This window comes from Maritimibacter harenae, assembly GCF_009882975.1.
In the GTDB taxonomy this organism is placed as follows: Bacteria; Pseudomonadota; Alphaproteobacteria; order Rhodobacterales; family Rhodobacteraceae; genus Maritimibacter; species Maritimibacter harenae.
In genome coordinates this window covers 20261-36697 of sequence record NZ_WTUX01000003.1, presented here as the reverse complement: position 1 = coordinate 36697, position 16437 = coordinate 20261, and the positions used below count along the sequence as shown (strand labels likewise).

Annotated in this window: 15 protein-coding genes; 5 read left to right on the top strand and 10 right to left on the bottom strand. The window is 62.7% G+C overall.

Going from position 1 to position 16437, the window contains the following annotated elements; all coding sequences use genetic code 11:
* Window positions 1-14: 14 nt before the first annotated feature.
* From GQE99_RS01450 to GQE99_RS01435, 4 genes are all read right to left on the bottom strand, one after another.
* Window positions 15-1307, bottom strand: coding sequence for a TRAP transporter large permease (locus tag GQE99_RS01450; protein WP_161349812.1), 1293 nt, complete (start codon window positions 1305-1307; stop codon window positions 15-17).
* Window positions 1304-1765 carry a TRAP transporter small permease gene (locus tag GQE99_RS01445; RefSeq protein ID WP_235917076.1) on the bottom strand — a complete coding sequence of 154 codons (462 nt, stop codon included), beginning with the start codon at window positions 1763-1765 and terminating at the stop codon, window positions 1304-1306. The genes GQE99_RS01450 and GQE99_RS01445 overlap by 4 nt, the downstream gene beginning before the upstream one ends.
* A 220-nt stretch (window positions 1766-1985) precedes the next feature.
* Window positions 1986-2813: an SDR family NAD(P)-dependent oxidoreductase gene (locus GQE99_RS01440; protein ID WP_161349810.1), complete on the bottom strand. Its 828-nt coding sequence runs from the start codon at window positions 2811-2813 to the stop codon at window positions 1986-1988.
* A 9-nt stretch (window positions 2814-2822) separates the two neighbouring features.
* Window positions 2823-3704, bottom strand: a complete 882-nt coding sequence (locus GQE99_RS01435) for a BKACE family enzyme (RefSeq protein ID WP_161349809.1) — start codon at window positions 3702-3704, stop codon at window positions 2823-2825.
* Window positions 3705-3859: 155 nt separating this feature from the next.
* Between GQE99_RS01435 and GQE99_RS01430 the strand changes: the two genes are divergently transcribed.
* Window positions 3860-4630 (top strand): enoyl-CoA hydratase/isomerase family protein, encoded by a 771-nt coding sequence (locus GQE99_RS01430; protein WP_161349808.1) that lies wholly within the window; start codon window positions 3860-3862, stop codon window positions 4628-4630.
* On the opposite strand, the gene GQE99_RS01425 is transcribed toward GQE99_RS01430, so the two are convergent.
* The 6 genes from GQE99_RS01425 to GQE99_RS01400 all read right to left on the bottom strand — a co-directional run bounded on the left by GQE99_RS01425 (window position 4627) and on the right by GQE99_RS01400 (window position 11996).
* Window positions 4627-5082 carry a PaaI family thioesterase gene (locus GQE99_RS01425; RefSeq protein WP_161349807.1) on the bottom strand — a complete coding sequence of 152 codons (456 nt, stop codon included), beginning with the start codon at window positions 5080-5082 and terminating at the stop codon, window positions 4627-4629. The genes GQE99_RS01430 and GQE99_RS01425 overlap by 4 nt on opposite strands.
* Before the next feature lie 3 nt (window positions 5083-5085).
* Window positions 5086-6102 carry a zinc-dependent alcohol dehydrogenase family protein gene (locus GQE99_RS01420; RefSeq protein ID WP_202530540.1) on the bottom strand — a complete coding sequence of 339 codons (1017 nt, stop codon included), beginning with the start codon at window positions 6100-6102 and terminating at the stop codon, window positions 5086-5088.
* A 55-nt stretch (window positions 6103-6157) separates the two neighbouring features.
* Complete coding sequence (locus GQE99_RS01415; RefSeq protein ID WP_161349806.1) at window positions 6158-8263, bottom strand: 3-hydroxyacyl-CoA dehydrogenase NAD-binding domain-containing protein; 2106 nt, start codon at window positions 8261-8263, stop codon at window positions 6158-6160.
* A gap of 1 nt (window position 8264) precedes the next feature.
* Window positions 8265-9479, bottom strand: coding sequence for an acetyl-CoA C-acetyltransferase (locus GQE99_RS01410; RefSeq protein ID WP_161349805.1), 1215 nt, complete (start codon window positions 9477-9479; stop codon window positions 8265-8267).
* A 69-nt stretch (window positions 9480-9548) separates the two neighbouring features.
* Window positions 9549-11087 (bottom strand): class I adenylate-forming enzyme family protein, encoded by a 1539-nt coding sequence (locus GQE99_RS01405; RefSeq protein WP_161349804.1) that lies wholly within the window; start codon window positions 11085-11087, stop codon window positions 9549-9551.
* A 90-nt stretch (window positions 11088-11177) separates the two neighbouring features.
* Window positions 11178-11996: an enoyl-CoA hydratase/isomerase family protein gene (locus tag GQE99_RS01400; RefSeq protein WP_161349803.1), complete on the bottom strand. Its 819-nt coding sequence runs from the start codon at window positions 11994-11996 to the stop codon at window positions 11178-11180.
* A 48-nt stretch (window positions 11997-12044) separates the two neighbouring features.
* Between GQE99_RS01400 and GQE99_RS01395 the strand changes: the two genes are divergently transcribed.
* The 4 genes from GQE99_RS01395 to GQE99_RS01380 all read left to right on the top strand — a co-directional run bounded on the left by GQE99_RS01395 (window position 12045) and on the right by GQE99_RS01380 (window position 16400).
* Window positions 12045-13586 carry an aldehyde dehydrogenase gene (locus tag GQE99_RS01395; RefSeq protein ID WP_235917069.1) on the top strand — a complete coding sequence of 514 codons (1542 nt, stop codon included), beginning with the start codon at window positions 12045-12047 and terminating at the stop codon, window positions 13584-13586.
* Between the two features lie 22 nt (window positions 13587-13608).
* Window positions 13609-14271 (top strand): nuclear transport factor 2 family protein, encoded by a 663-nt coding sequence (locus GQE99_RS01390; protein WP_161349802.1) that lies wholly within the window; start codon window positions 13609-13611, stop codon window positions 14269-14271.
* A gap of 214 nt (window positions 14272-14485) precedes the next feature.
* Window positions 14486-15856: an MmgE/PrpD family protein gene (locus GQE99_RS01385; protein ID WP_161349801.1), complete on the top strand. Its 1371-nt coding sequence runs from the start codon at window positions 14486-14488 to the stop codon at window positions 15854-15856.
* A gap of 55 nt (window positions 15857-15911) precedes the next feature.
* Window positions 15912-16400 carry a DUF3237 domain-containing protein gene (locus tag GQE99_RS01380; RefSeq protein WP_161349800.1) on the top strand — a complete coding sequence of 163 codons (489 nt, stop codon included), beginning with the start codon at window positions 15912-15914 and terminating at the stop codon, window positions 16398-16400.
* Window positions 16401-16437: the final 37 nt, after the last annotated feature.

The following is a 16437-nucleotide window of genomic DNA, read 5'->3' as shown; positions in this document are numbered from 1 at the left end:
CCTCTGGTTTGGATTCACTGTACAAGGAACAGGGAGATGGACGGGAAGATCATCAGGATGACCAACACGAACAGCTCGGCCAAAAAGAACCAGCCTGCGCCTTTGAAAATCGTTAGAACGGGAAGATCCGGGGTGATGGATCTGACCGCAAACACGTTCATGCCGACGGGGGGCGTGATCAGCCCGATCTCGACAAACTTGACCAACAGGATACCGAACCAGATCAAGTCCAGCCCCGCAGCATTGAAGATCGGAAGAAGCACGGGGAGCGTCAACAGCACCATGCCGATACTGTCGATGAACATGCCGAGCACGAGGTAAAGCACTAGCGTCGCGATAAGCAATGTCGCGGGCGACACGTTCGTTCCCAGCGACGAGGCCAGGAAATTCGGCACCCCCGTATAGGCCATGAGCCGGGTCATGAGGACCGCGCCGATGGCCACGAAAAAGATCGATGTGCTCGCGTTCAGCGTCGCGATGATCGCCTCTTTCACCACCCGCAGGTTCATCTGGCGCCGGACGAGCGCGATAACGGCGGTGATAAATACGCCCATTGCACCGGCTTCCGTCGCGGTGGCGATCCCGGCATACATGCTGCCAATTACGAGGACCACGATCAGGGGCAGCGGCCAGACGCCAGCAAGGGCGCGCAGCTTTTCCCCCATCGTATAGGTCTCTTCCGGCACCGGCGCGAGCGAGGGCTTCAGCTTGCACCGCATAAGGATCGTCGCGGTATAAACTCCTGCGGTCAAAAGGCCCGGTATGATGGCGGCCAGGAACAACTTGGGAATCGAGACCCCCGCGAAGATGCCATAGATGACGAGCAGGATACTGGGCGGGATTAGCGATCCGAGCGTACCCGCCGCCGCGACGACGCCGGTTGCCAGACCCGGATCATAGCCGTAACGGCGCATCACCGGGATGGCGATCTGCCCCATGGTCAGCGTCGTTGCAAGGCTGGAGCCCGACGCCGCCGAAAACCCCGCGCAGGCCCAGTTCGACGCGATGGCAAGACCACCGGGAAGCCGCCCGAACCACATACGAGCGGCCTGAAACAGCGAGTCCGTCATGCCCGTGGCGAACGCGGTAGAGCCCATCAGGATGAACATCGGCACCGCCGACAGCTCCCAGCTCGCCGCGAATTCATATGGGGCCGAGGACAAGGTCGCGACCAGTGGGCGCCACCCTGCGGCAAAATAAATGCCGAGAATCGAAGGCGCACCAAGCGCGACGCCAATCGGCACCCGCAGGAGCATCAGGAAAATCGCCGCCGCGACGCAGATGAAGCCAATTGCAACGGCAGTCATTTGGAACGGTCCTTATGTGCGTCGTTTTGGCTCTCGTCGGTCGGCGCCGGGCGCGCGATCCGGACGAACCCGATCACGAGGGACTGGATCGACATAAGCGACAGGGCGATGGGAAGCGGCCAGTAGCCGGGCCAGACAGCCATGAACCCACGCGCAATCATCGCTGTCGCACCATCAGCCGTCTTGTCGATCGCCTGAAGCAACATGAACCAAGCAAGCATCGCGCAAAACACAGCCATAATGAAGTTGGCACAGATCGTGAGCATACGGTTGACCCGCGGCGACATCATGCTTGCGACCACGTCGGCTTCAAGGTGCCGGTTCATCAGGGTGACGAGAGGCAGCGGCAGAAAGATCAGCGCGACCATGTAGAAATACCTTGTGATTTCAAGCGTACCCGGCAATTCCGACCCTAGGACCCAGCGCGAAATGGCATTCGCAAAGATATGCAAGACCATCACGACGAGGACGACGCCGGCAATCCAATACAGGCTCGCCGACAGCCTCTCGTACAAGACGGCGGCGGGATGCCCACCTTTCGCTGACTCTCGCGTCACAAAGCTCCCCCTCTGCGAACTTCCATTAAATGGAATTTAATTCTACTAAACAGTATCCGGGCGGACCTGTTCGTGCAATCATTATCCGGTAAGGGCCTGGTGATTTGGTGGGTGGAGCCGATCATGAACGCCCCTCGAACCCCGAGAGCACTCTTGCCTGTCGCGCTTCGACGAGGGGACGCAGGTCCGCGTGGGTCATGGCGTAGAGCTGACCACGACTGGCAGCGTCCAGCGCCAGCGATGCGACGCGCGCGGGGTCCATACCGTTGCGTATGTCTTCCGGCGTTTCCGTCATACGGCCCGCCATACCGAATCTTTGGGTCGCCGGGGCCGAGTTCCGGTAGAAATCGGTCGCGACCTGACCTGGCGCCACGAGGGTGATGGTGACGTTCGACCCGGTCAGTTCTTCGGCGAGCGCCTCACTGTAGCCGACGACCGCGAATTTCGAGGTGGCATAGGCACCGATTCGGCGGTCCCCTGCAAAGAACCCGGAAATCGAAGCGACGGTTATGATATGCGCCGGCCCTTCTGCCTGCTTCAGGTCCGGCAAGAAGCTCCGCACCGCGTTCACGACCCCAAGCAGATTGACGTCCAGAACACGGCGCCATGCCTCATGCGGGATCTCGGCCACGGGAACGCCGCGGATCAGAAGCCCGGCTGCGTTTACCAGCAGATCGGGCGGGCCGATTTGCGCCGTTATTGCGTCCCGCGCCGCCTGAACCGCCTCGGGGTCCGAAATGTCGAGCGCACGCATCAAGATCTGACCGTCGCCGACCGAGCCAAGGTCGGACGCGGCCTGCTCAAGCCGCTGGGCATCAAGATCCAGTAGCGCGACGGTCGCCCCGGATGCATAGAGCAAGCGGGCAAAGGCGAAACCGATCCCGCCCGCCCCGCCGACGATCACCGCCTTGCGCTCGGGCCCAATGGCAGTCTGTGCCGTGGACGACATCGCCTGCCCCTAGACGGCCGTCATGGACAAGATGGCGCGGGCCTCTTCGGGCGACGCGACATTGTTGCCCAAAAGCGTGATGATCTGACCGGCCTTCTCGACCATGGCCGCGTTCGATGGGGCCAGCTTGCCGCTTTCCAGATACAGGTTGTCCTCCAACCCGACCCGCGCGTGACCGCCAGAGATGACGCATTGCGCCACCATCGGGAACTGCTGCGGCCCGAGGCCGAAGGCCGCCCATTCGCTGTCCGGCGGCAAAAGCGACTTCATGTAGACCAGCGTTTCAGCCGTCGCCGGGCTACCGCCTGGCACGCCAAGACACAACTGAAAAAAGGCCGGCCCCTTTACCTTTCCCGCGGCAAGAAGCTCTTTCGAAAATTGTATCTGGCCCGCGTCAAAGACCTCAAGCTCCGGCATGACCCCGGCCTCGAGGCTCAACTCGGCCAGCCGGGTCACATCGGCGGTGGTGTTTACAAATATGTTGTGGCCCACATTCATCGTCCCCATGTCGATGGTACACATCTCGGGCTGGGTGTCGGCCACATGGGCAAAGCGTTGTTCGGGCGTGCTCACCTCCTCGGCAAGGATATTGCCGCCAAAGGTCCGTACACCGATCTCCAGCATCCCGCCCTCGCCCGTGGTGAGGTTCAGGATCGCGTCGCATCCGCTGTCGCGAATCCGTTCGACCACCTCGCGAAACAGCGCCGGATCGCCCGTGGCCCGGCCGGTCTCGGGATCACGCACATGGATATGCAGGATCGCGGCCCCAGCCTTGGCCGCGTCGATGGAGGAGGTCGCGATTTCCTCAGGCGTCACTGGCACCGCCGGGTTCTTTCCCGGCGTGTCGCCCGCTCCGGTGACAGCGCATGTGATGATGGTCGATTTCGACATGTATCTCTCCCTCGCCCGGGCAGCGAGTCGCCCAGTATCTGTCTTGCTTCGACGGAAGTCTTGCATAATAATCCGCTCAGTGGCAACACATTCCGTTCAACGGAACACTCAAAAAATCACCCTGGCAAAGGGCACGTCAGGAGAGGCTGACCCGAATGATTGAAACGACGATTGACGAGGGCGTCATGACCCTTGAATTGAACCGTCCGCCGATGAACGCGATCGACAGCGACATGGCACGCGCTCTTGCAGAAAAACTTGGCGACGCCGCACTCGCAGACTGCCGAGTCATCATCGTGACAGGGGCAAATGGTGGCTTTTCCGCCGGGTCGGATGTTGCGGAACTGGCGGAGCTACGCGGCGCGAGCAATGGGCCGGGCGCGCTGCTCTCCGCGCAGTCGGTGGCGTTCGAACGCTTGGCCGCGCAGGCGATACCGACCATCGCGGCGGTTGAAGGGCTAGCGATGGGCGGCGGGGCCGAGCTGGTTCTGTGCTGCGATTTCATTGTGGCCTCGGAAAGTGCCCGCTTTTCCTTTCCCGAGGTACGCCTCGGCGTGTTCCCGGCCTTGGGCGGCACCGTCCGCTTGCCGCGCAGGATCGGCTATGACCGGGCCTTGGACCTGATCCTCACGGGGCGCGAGATTGATGCCGAGACGGCGATGAACTGGGGCCTTCTGTCCCGTCGCACAGCGCAGGGCGAAGCGCTGGACGCGGCGCGCGCACTGGCGCGCAAACTTGCCATGGGGCCGAAGGCGACGCTCGCCACGATCAAGAACGAAATGCGTGCCGCACTTCACATTCCGGAAACCGAGGCGACCGCACAAGCACTCAAGTCAGCGATCGCGATTGGCGACTCCCCTGAAGCCGCCGAGGGCCTGCGCGCTTTCTTTGCCAAGAAGCGGCCCGATTTCAGCAACCTGCCCTAAATTACAAGCAGCCCCGACGTGGCCTGCGCGATGACGCGCCCCTCCGCCTCAATTGTCGCCGAGGCGAACAGGAAGCGCCGCCCCGGCTTGTCGATCCGCCCGATGACGATGTAACGCTCCGCGCGTGCCCCTGCATGAAAGCTGGAAGTCATCGCGGTAGTCGTCACGCTTTTGTCCGGCGGGATAACCGCCATTCCGGCAAAGGCCATCGCAAAGTCCAGCATCGCGGCAATCGCCCCCCCTTGCACGAACCCCGCCCCTTGACGAAACAACGGGCCGGGCGCGAACTCGAAAGTGAGGCTGAGCGTGTCGGGATCATGCACCAGAAGGACCCCGTTCAGCGCTTGGAGCAGGGGACTCGTGTCCAGTGGCACTGGCTCACCCGACCCGGCGATAAAGTTGAGAACCAACGCGTGATCGGGATTGTCAGGCTGTGGCGTGTCGCTGGACATCATTCATCCAATATCTATGCAGACCTTGCCCACATGTTCGCCGCGAGCAAGGTACTCCAATCCGGCCTTCAGATCGTCGAGACCGAACCGTTTGTCCTCGATCACCGGCTTGACCCCGTTCGCGGCCATCGCATCCACGAGACGCTGAAGGGAAAGCCGGCTCCCTGCGGTCGCGCCTTCCAGCTTGAATTCCTGCATCGCGATGATCGGCAGGTTCATCTCGGCCTTGGGTCCTGTCACCATACCGATCATGGCGATGAAACCGCCAGGCGCCATCGAACGCATCGTTTGCTTCAGCGTTTCCGCTCCACCGATTTCGATGGCATGTGTCATGCCGCGCCCGCGGCTCAGTTTCATGACAGCTTTGCCCCACTCCGGTTCGTCCTTGTAGTTCACCAGATGCTGAGCGCCCTGCGCCTGCATCAGGGCGAGCTTTTCGGCGCTGGAGGAAATTGCAAACACCTCGGCCCCCGCCATCTTGGCGAATTGAAGCGCAAAAAGCGACACCCCGCCCGTGCCTTGGATGAGGACCCTGTCGCCCGGACCCACACCGCCTTTTTCGATGACGGCATTCCAGGCTGTCGCCGCCGCGCACGGCAGCGCGGCCCCTTCGACAAAGCTCAGATCGTCGGGCAGCGGCACGAGCGCATCTGACCGAAACACCCGCTTCTCGACCGCAACCCCGTCATAGCCGCCTCCCAGATCGGTGCCCACCGCCTCTCGGCGCAGCGGACCGGCCTGCCAGTCAGGGAAAAAGCAGCCCAAGACCCGGTCTCCGGCCTTCCACGCACTGACGCCGGGGCCAACCGCGATCACTTCGCCCGCGCCGTCCGAGAGCGGGATCAGCTTTTCCTGCTTTTGCATTGAACCGTAGCCGCCCTTGACTGCAAGCAGGTCGCGGAAGTTCAGGCTCGCCGCCTTCATCGCAACGACGACTTCTCCCGGCCCCGCCTGTGGTTCCGGCAGATCCACGATGTGAAGGTTCTCCAATCCCATCGGATCGACGATTGCAGCTTTCATTTCCCGTCTCCTCTCAACTTCGGTATTTGCTGGCCGCCGATCCGGCGACCAGCGCTCAGATCGTGTGAAACCGTGCCGAGGACCGCGCCATGTCGCGTAGCGTCCCGGGCACGGCAAAGCGTTCGCCGAACCGATCCGCGAGCGTGTCGCACTCCCGAACAAAGGTCGCTGCGCCAACCGTGTCGACATATGCAAACGGGCCGCCCAGATGTGCAGGATAGGCCCAGCCTGTCACCGCAGCCATATCCGCCGTCAACGGATCGGTGACCGTCCCATCCTCAAGGGCGCGCACCGCTTCCAGCGTCTGGGTGTTCAAGAGCCGCTGCGCAATCAACTCGGGGGCGAGCGTCGCGGGCACAAACAGGCCACCAAGCCCGGGCCAGAGCCGCTGGCCGTTGGCGGGGTCGTAGTCATAAATCCCCGCGCCGCTTGCCTTGCCGATGCGACCGGCGGCGACCATAGCCTCCAGCGCCTCGACGGCGCGAGAGCCGGTCATCGACACCGGGCGACCTTCGCCGCTCATCGACAGCATGATGTCGCGCAGCAGCGGAAGGGTGGTCAGATCGGCCAGCGACATCGGCCCGATGGCAAAGCCCGCGTTGGTCATCATTCGATCCGCGATCTGCGGCGCGATACCTTCCGCGACCATCGTCATCGCCTCGCTCGATAGGCTCGACACGAGCCGGCTGGTGTAGAACCCGAGGCCATCGTTTACCACGATTACCGCTTTGCGCAGGTCCTTGGCCAGTGTCTGCGCATCCGCTCGGGCACGGGCGGTGCTGTCGGGGCCATGAATGATTTCGAGCAGCTTCATGGTTTCGACCGGTGCGAAGAAGTGCATGCCCACCATGCGTCCGGGGTCGTCCAGATCACGAGCCAGTTGCGCAATCGGAATGGTCGAGGTGTTGGAGGCAATCGTTGCCCCTGCAGGTAGCGCAGCAGCCATCCGCGCGATAACGTCGCGTTTCAGCGCGGGCTGCTCGAACACCGCTTCGACCGCGAGATCGGCGTCGCTCAACGCGGCGTAGTCAACGCCCGTGCTGATCCTGGCAAGCAACGTGTCGCACTCTCCATGCGTCAGGTGTCCGCGTTCCACCTGTCGCGCACCGATCTTGCCGATGCGCGCAAGAGCAGCCCGCGCCTGCTCGTCCGAAACATCGATCAGAGCCACGTCGTACCCGGCACGCGCCGCCGAAAATGCAATGCCGCACCCCATCGCACCGCCACCAACCACACCGAGCTTGCGCAGATCGTGCCCAACCGCGGTTTCGGGTTTCGGCGCAGCAGCGCGCAAGCCGTAGAACAGGGACCGAACCGTATTCTTGGCCTCCAGCGATGCGGCAATCCGCAAGAACTGCCGACGTTCGACGATCAGCGCGGGGTCGAGCCGCCGTTCCATACCGTGATGCAACACATGCAGGATGGCCATGGCAGCCGCGTTGGTTCCGGCGGACCTCGCCCGGACCTTGGCCCATTGCGCGGCAAAGAACATGCGGCCGGGCCGGGAATTCGGATCGTCGCCGGGGGCGGAAAAGCCGTGCCGATCCCACGGCTGGGTCGGCTCGGGCGCACTGTCCAGCCAGCGGCGCGCGGCCGGGATCAAGTCCTCAGGTGCAACCAACTCGTCGATCAGACCGGCCTTGAGCGCGTCGGCCCCGGACAAAACCCGCCCGCGGAGCATCAGATCGGCCGCGGGCGCGATCCCGATCAGCCGCGGCAATCTTTGCGTGCCACCTGCGCCGGGCATGAGACCGAGCCCCGCTTCGGGAAGGCCAAAGACCGCGCGGGGGCGGTCGGCGGCGATGCGGTGATTACAGGCCAGCGCGAGCTCATAGCCCCCGCCTAGCGCCGAACCGGTCATGGCCGCGACGACCGGTTTCCCGCAAGTCTCAAGCCGCCTCAGGGCGGCATTGAACGGATCGACGATTTGAGCCACGGCGGCAGGCGTCATCGCAGCTCGCAACTCGTCCAGATCGCCCCCGATGGCAAAGTCGTTCTTGGACGAGGTGACGATGACGGCCCGAACCAAGTCGTCGGCCAGGACCGCCTCCACCGCCTCATCGAACGCCACGTTGAACGCTCTGGACAGGGCATTGACCGGGCCAGGTGTCGCGACGGTCAGGATGGCGATGCCGTCTGTTCCGATATCACATTCGATCATGTTAATGCTCCGCACGTTCGATATAGGTCGCAACGCCCATGCCCAGTCCCACGCAAAGGGTGGCCAGACCGCTGGTCGCGCCGGACCTTTCCATTTCGTCGATCAATGTGTTCACGAGGATGACCCCGGTCGCGCCAATGGGATGGCCCATCGCGACGCCACCACCGTTCACGTTCACCCGCTCATGGCTGACACCCGTTCGCGCGAGAAAATCGAGCACAACCGAGGCGAAGGCTTCGTTCACTTCGAAAAGGTCCACGTCGGCCAGCGTCTTACCAACTCGAGCGAGAGCGCGCTGTGTCGCATCCACTGGCGAAGCAAGCATCAAGCAGGGGTCCATCGCGACCGATGCATGGCTGCGGATCACAGCGCGCGGCGCAAGACCAAGCTTTTCGCCCGCCTCCCGCGTGCCGATCAGCATCGCTGCCGCGCCGTCCACGATACCTGACGAATTGCCAGCGGTGTGGATGTGCGACAGGTTCAGCACTTCCGGATAGCGCTGGCGCACGATCGCCTCGTAGCCACCCTTTTGCCCGAAAGCCTCGAAGGCCGGGCGCAGTACGGCGAGATCCTGAGCCGATGTGCCGGGGCGCATATACTCGTCTCGGTCCAGCACGACGTCATCGTTAATGTCGATGACTGGACAAACCGATTTAGCAAAGCGATCCTCTTGCCACGCACGGGCTGCGCGCGCTTGAGACTCGGCGGCATAGGCATCGACCGCCTCACGCGTGTGGCCGCGAAGGGTCGCGAGCAAGTCGGCAGCGATGCCAAGTGGCGCGTTGAACGACAGGTTGTTGAAAAAGGCGTCAGAGCCATTCGGCCCTCCGGTTCCGGCAATGGGGATGATCGACATCATCTCGACCCCGCCGGCGACCATCACGTCGGCCTGACCCGACATCACCTTCGATGCCGCGATGTTCACCGCATCGAGGCCCGACGAACAAAAGCGGCTTACGGTCGACCCCGGAATGCTGTCAGGCAACCCGGCCAGCAGAACCGACGAGCGGGCAATATTCGCACCCTGATCGTTGACCCCGTCGCCGCAGCCGAAGACCACATCCTCTGGGTCGGCCTTCGAAAATCCGGTCCGCGCATCGAGTGCGCGCAAAACCTGCGCGCCGAGGTCGATCGGCGTCAGACTGTGCAATGCACCATCGGGGCGCCCCTTGCCGCGCGGCGTGCGCACCGCATCGAAAATATAGGCGTCGCTCAAGGCCTTCTCCTTCTGGTCATGGCTGGCAGGCTGCACGTATTGGAGGTTTCGGGGCGTCGGACGACCCCCTCATCGCTTCGCGCCTTCACGCAGCACCTTCTTGTCGATCTTACCGGCGTTGGTGAGCGGCATCGGGTCGGTTCTGAACGTCACCGACTTGGGGCATTTGTAGCTTGCGATGCGGGCCTTGCAGGCCGCGATCACCGACGCCTCATCCGGCGTCGCACCGGGTGCGGGCGTTATCACGGCGTGAACGACCTCGCCCCATTTGTCATGCGGCAGGCCGATCACCGCGACTTGCGCGACATCCTCGATCTCGGACAGGGCATTCTCGACCTCGGTCGAATAGATGTTCTCGCCACCCGAGATGATCATGTCCTTGAGCCGGTCCACCACGTAAACGTACCCGTTCTCGTCCATGTAGGCGGCATCCTCGGTATGCATCCAACCGTCGCGCAGCGCTCTTGCCGTCACGTCCGGCAAGTTCCAGTAGCCCTTCATCACGGTCGGTCCGCGCACGACCAATTCGCCGATCTCGCCCGGTGGCAGATCGGCCCCGGTGTCGTCCACGATCCGCAAGTCGAGATGTGGCACTGCCTGCCCGCAGGACCTCAACAGATCTCCTGCCACATCCGGGCGGCGGGTCTCGAGCGGGTGCATCGTGATCAGCGGTGACGTTTCCGTCATGCCATAGCCGTGCAGGAACAGTATGTCCGGCCAAAGCGCCACCGCCCGCTTGAGCGTCCCGTCCGGCATAGGCGACGAGCCGAACTGAATCTGCGTCAGGCTGGACAGGTCTCGCGCACTGTTCTCGGCCCCTTCGACCAGCATGGCGACCATCGTGGGCACCACGCACAGGTGCGTCACCCGGTGTTCAGCGATCAGACCGAGGCACCCGTCGACCGTGAACCGCGGGGAAAAGACGTGCGTTCCCGTCGCCAACGTGACCCCGAAGACGGACATCCCATCTGCAAGGTGCGACATCGGCCCCGCATGCAGGAACACGCTGCTGCGCTCATAACCGATGGTCTGCTGTGCCGAGAGTCCGTTTACGCAGATATTCGTGTGGGTCAGCATTACGCCCTTGGCGCGCCCGGTGCTTCCACCGGTGTACACGATGAATGCCAGATCATCGCCACCCGCCCCCGCATCCGGTGCCGGCGCGTGGGACGCGATCAGCGAATCCGAAGTCGCGACCCCGTCCATCGGCGCCGCGGCGAGCCGGATCGTGGCAATGCCTGTCATGAGGTCCGACGGAAGCTCGGCGACCAGATCGACATGGGCATCATCAAACATCAGGAGCCGAACCCCCGCATCTTCGAGCCGGTAGGCCACTTCAGCCGGGGCGAGGCGCATGTTGATGGGCGTCGCAACGGCACCGCACCACCAGATTGCGTAATAGGCTTCGAAGAACAGATCGGTGTTTTCCGACAGGATCGCCACACGGTCGCCGGGGGCCACACCCATGGCGACAAAGCCCGCCGCCAACCGCGTCACGCGATCATAGGTTTCCGCCCAAGTCTTGCGCCTGTCGCCGCAGATCGTTGCGATGCCTGCCGGATTCACCTGCGCGGCGCGGCGCAGCCCTTGCGAAATCTGGAATTCCATCGACGAGCCTCCATCAAAGCTGGCGCAGAAATTATTCCACTCAATAGAATACATTCCCATTTACTAGAATGTCAACTACTTCACAGCGGCCTATCCGGGGGAAGATTTTCTGAAATTGGGGGGACGCCGCTCGGCAAAGGCCGTCAGCGCCTCGATTGCGTCATCCGACCCGACCAGCGATGCCTGCGCCGCCGCCTCCGCATCCAGTTGCGCATCCAGATCCCGGGTGATGGCCCCATCCAGAAGTCGCCGCGCGGTGACCTGCGCGCCTGTCGGCCCGGCGGCGAGGGTTTGAGCCAGCTCCAGCGCCTGCGCCTCCAGCCCATCGGCATCTACTACGGACCAGATCAGCCCGAGATCTTTTGCTTCCGTCGCAGACAGGCGCGCGCCGGTCAGAACCAAACCCATTGCGCGGCTGCGTCCCAGTCGATGGGCCAGGTGCCAGCTAAGGCCAAGGTCGGGTACGAGGCCGAGCTTGGGCGTGAAGGTCATGATGAAATCGGCCCCGGTCGCGGCAATCGTTAAATCGGCGGCCAGCGCCAATCCGACCCCGCCACCTGCCGCGATGCCGTTCACCGCGCCTATAATCGGAAATGGCGCATCGCGCAGATCGCGAACAAGTCCGTTCATCAGCCCGCCAAGCGCCGCCTCACAAGCGGCAGCCCGATCTTCGGGCGCAAGGTCAGCGCCCATCATCGGGTCGGACAAATCCGCCCCAGCACAGAACGCATCGCCCGTTCCCGTCAGTATGAGGGCCCGCGCAGCGCCTTCTTCGGCGAGGTCCGCGAGCGCCGAGCGCAAGGCCTCAAAGGTCTCCCGGCGCAGCGCGTTCCGGCTCGAGGGGCGATTGATCGCGATACGGCACACATCGCCCAGCCGATCTATGGTTATGTCGCTAGTCCCTCTCATGGGCGTTCCTTTCTGCTCGGCGCGACGCGGTGCGGCACTTTCGGGAGGTTGACACTCCATACCATTGAATGGCACACAATCCCAGTGAATAGAACTGAAGAACGGGAGTGGCCAAGGATGAATGCGAACTACAAGATGTTCGTGGGCGGGAACTGGGTCGAGGCCGACGGCGGCAAACGCTTCGATTCGGACAATCCTTTTACTGGCCGCTCCTGGGCCTCTATCCCGCATGGCACCACCGCTGATGTCGATGCTGCCGTCGCTGCGGCGAAGTCGGCTCTGACGACCGGCGACTGGCCCGCGATGTCGGCCAGTCAGCGCGGCGCACTCCTGCGCAAACTCGGCGATCTCATCGTGGAAGAGGCGGATCGGCTCGCCGAAATCGAAACGCGCGACAACGGCAAGCTCTTGAACGAGACCAGCCTGCAAATCCGCTATACTGCACAGTTCTATTACTACTACGGCGGCATGGCGGATAAGATCGAGGGCGCCGTGATCCCGGTCGAAAAGCCGAACATCCACAATTACACGCGGCTTGAACCAATCGGCGTCGTCGCGGTGATCACGCCGTGGAACTCTCCGCTTTTGATCGCGGCGGGCAAGATCGGCGCTGCGCTGGCCGCGGGGTGCACCGTGGTCGTGAAGCCGTCCGAATTCACCTCAGCCTCGACCCTCGCGCTGGCCGAACTGTTCGAGCGCGCTGGCTTTCCCAAGGGCGTCCTGAACGTGATCAGCGGGTTTGGACACGAGATCGGCGACTACTTCGTCGGGCACCCTGACGTGGGCTGCGTCGCCTTCACCGGCGGCACATCGACCGGTCAGCGGATCAACGAAGTCGCCGCCAAGACATTCAAGAAGACCGTGCTCGAACTGGGCGGAAAGTCCCCGAACATCATTTTCGAGGATGCCGACCTCGACAATGCGATCCTCGGTGCGGTCTCGGGCATATTCGCGGCCAGCGGGCAAAGCTGCGTGGCCGGTTCACGGCTTCTGGTCCAGCGTTCCATCCACGATCAGGTCGTCGAAAGGCTCGTAGATTTTGCCAAGAGCATCAAACTGGGCGATCCAATGGCCCCCGATACCCACATGGGGCCAATCGCCACGCGCCCTCAATACGAACGGGTTCTTAGTTACTTCGACATCGCTCGATCCGATGGCGCAGAATGCGTCGTGGGCGGCACGCCGCTCGACGGAGATGGCCAGTTCGTGCAGCCGACCATCTATACAGGCGTAAAAAACGACATGCGTATCGCACAGGAAGAGATCTTCGGACCGCTCTTGTCCATTATACCCTTCGATGACGACGATCACGCGCTCTCGATCGCAAACGACACGCTCTATGGCCTCGCCTCGGGGGTCTGGACCCAGAACATGCAGCGGGCTTTCCGCTTCTCCCATGCGCTTCAGGCGGGGCAGGTCTGGGTCAACATGTATCGCGCGGCCAGCTACATGACCCCGCTCGGCGGTTACAAGCGCTCGGGCCTTGGGAGCGAGAACGGAAAGGACCACGTCTATGACTACCTTCACAAAAAGGCGGTCTGGATGAACTACGGTGAAGACGCGCCGCAACCCTTTGTCCAGAAGCTTTGATCGCGCGATGGGTGGCCAGACCATGATCGACACCGCAGACCTGCTCGACCGTATCGTGGCGCTCGAAGCCGAAGTCACTTCGCTTCGCGACAAGGACGCGATCACGCAGCTTGAATACATCTACGGCTATTACCTCGACAATCGCATGTGGGACGAGATCATCGATCTGTTCACCGATGAAGCGCCCAGCATCGAAATCGGACAGCGCGGGAAATACGTCGGCAAGGATGCGATGCGCGCATTCCTCGCGGACTCAATGGGTGCTGGCATCTGGGGGCTTGAGAAGAACCAGGTGGCCAACCACCTGCAATTGCAGCCGGTGATCACGCTCGCCGGGGATGGCACGGCCGCCTGCCGGGCCCGCGCGCTGATCCAGATGAGCAAGGGCGATCACCACGAGCGGCTTCGCTGGGCCGAAGGCGTATACGAAAACACCTTCGTCAAGGATGGCGGAGTGTGGAAACTCAAGTCCGTCTGGTGGGCCGCTACCTTCTACGCCGTCATCCCGACGACGGGCGATATCTGGTACGACAGCATCCCGGTCGATGACGCGATGCCACCGACCGAACCGTCGCATCCCATCGACCCGCAGCTTGGGCGCATCTGGGTGCCGTTCCACTATCCGCATCCGACAACGGGCGCATCCCCGACCTCACCCTCCGCGCGCCCCGTGACACGGCGCTAGGCGTTTCGCGGAAAGGCTATCGACGAATTGAAGGTTGAACCGCCACGGACAGCCGCAGCGGCGTTGTCCTCTATCACCCCGCATTCTCCGTTGTTTGTAGGAGATTCTCGAACGCGAACAACGAACAAATGTTGACATGTTCCTACTGAATGGGATTTGATTTCACTCAGCGGACAGCTCGGATGAACGAGCCTTTGGCGAAGGGACACGCAGCTTGGATCTCACCAAAATCCTCAGCGAACATGTTGCATCCGGCGGCGCGATTTCCCCGGATGACGCGCTGCATACCAAGCAGAGTATTCTCGATCAGACCGGCGTAATGCTCGCCGCCGGATCTCTGGCCACGGATGCCACGCCTTTCGTCGAACTGGCGCGCGCCGCCGGCGGGCATCATGCCAGCGTCATCGGCCATGGCTTCAAGGCGCCCGTCACGCTGGCCGCTTTCGCCAATGGTGCGCTGGCCCATGCGCTCGACTACGAAGACACCCACGACGAAACGCTGGTTCATCCGCACGCGGCCGTCGTGCCCGCCGCATTGGCCGTGGGCGAGATGATCGGCGCATCCGGGGCCGAGGTGCTGAACGCCGTCGCCCTCGGCGCCGATATCACCTGCCGCATCGCGCTCGGGTTTGACGAAAGTCCGGAATCGGAGCATGGGTTTCTGGTGACACCGCTGATCGGCGCCTATGGTGCGACCGCCGCATCAGCGAGGCTGCTCGGCCTGACGGCAGAGCAGGTCGAGCAGGCGTTCTCCCTGACCTTCAATCAGGTAAACGGCAGTGGCGCAGTGCAGCTGTTCCGCAAGTCGCATTTCCGCGCGACCCGTGATGCCTACAACGCGCAGGCCGGCGTTACGGCGGCGATCCTCGCGCGCGACGGCGTCAACGGCTTCGAAAACGTCTTCGACGGGCCAGCCGGATACTACGCGCTCTTCGCGGGCGGACGTTTCGACACTGCGGCAATCCTCAAGGGATTGGGCGAGGTCTTCGAAGGCACCCGCGTCAGCTTCAAACCCTGGCCCTCCTGCCGTGGCAGCCATGCCTTCGTTGATGCTGCCCTGACCCTACACAGCGAACATCAATTCAGCGCCGACGACATCGACGAAGTTCATGTCGACGTCAGCCCCTTTTTCGTGACGATCATTGAACCTCGCGACCAGCGTAACCGCCCCGAGGCCGGGCCTGCCGCCAAATTCTCGATCCCCTTCACGCTGGGCGTCGCTCTGACCAAAGGGCGCGTGGGCCTCGAAGATTTCGCCGAGGACGCATTGAACGACCCGTCGGTCCTGCGTCTGGCCGAAGCGACACGCTACAACGTGCGCCACGACTGGACTCATCGGCAATCGACCCGTGGCGCGGTCACGCTGACGATGACGGACGGAACCACCCTCTCCGGCGAGGTCGTCAATCCTCTCGGTCACCCTTCGAACCCGATGTCACTGGACGCGCTGGAGACCAAGTTCCGCGCCTGTGCCGCCTATGCGGCTCGTGGCGCCGAGACCCGCGATATCGACGAAATCATCAGGCTGATCGAAACGCTCGAAACACTGGATAACGTCGCGACCCTCACACAAGCCCTGTCGTGACCCGCATTTTTCCGCCCGGTTTCGCCGGGCGGGACCCGAAACGAAAGGATACTCCATGACCACCTCGATGCCCCACGACCTCCGAGCCCCCGGCCTCGAATTCATCTTCCGGATGACGATCTTCATGAAGGAACGGCAGCGGTTCGGCCCGGGGCCCGCCGGTGTTGGCCGCGGCTTCACAGGCATCGACCATGGCGAGATCACGGGTCCACGGCTGACTGGCAGGGTTCTGGGCGGAACCGGCGGCGACTACCCGCTGTTTCGCCGCGACGAGACGGTAAATCTTAACGCGCATTATGTGCTTCAAGCCGAGGATGGGACGTATATCTACATCAACAACATGGGGTATCGCCACGCCACGGCCGATGTGAACGAACGCCTGCGCGCCAACGAGGTGTTAGATCCCTCCGAATACTATTTCCGACTGCATCCGATTTTCGACGCGCCCGAGGGACCGCACGACTGGCTAACTCGGACCGTGGTCATCGGCACCGCCGATCGGCGTGAGGACCACACGATATTCGACTATTTCGCCGTGACCTGAAGTCGCGGGAAAGACCGCGCACAGTGCGGCGCGCTTC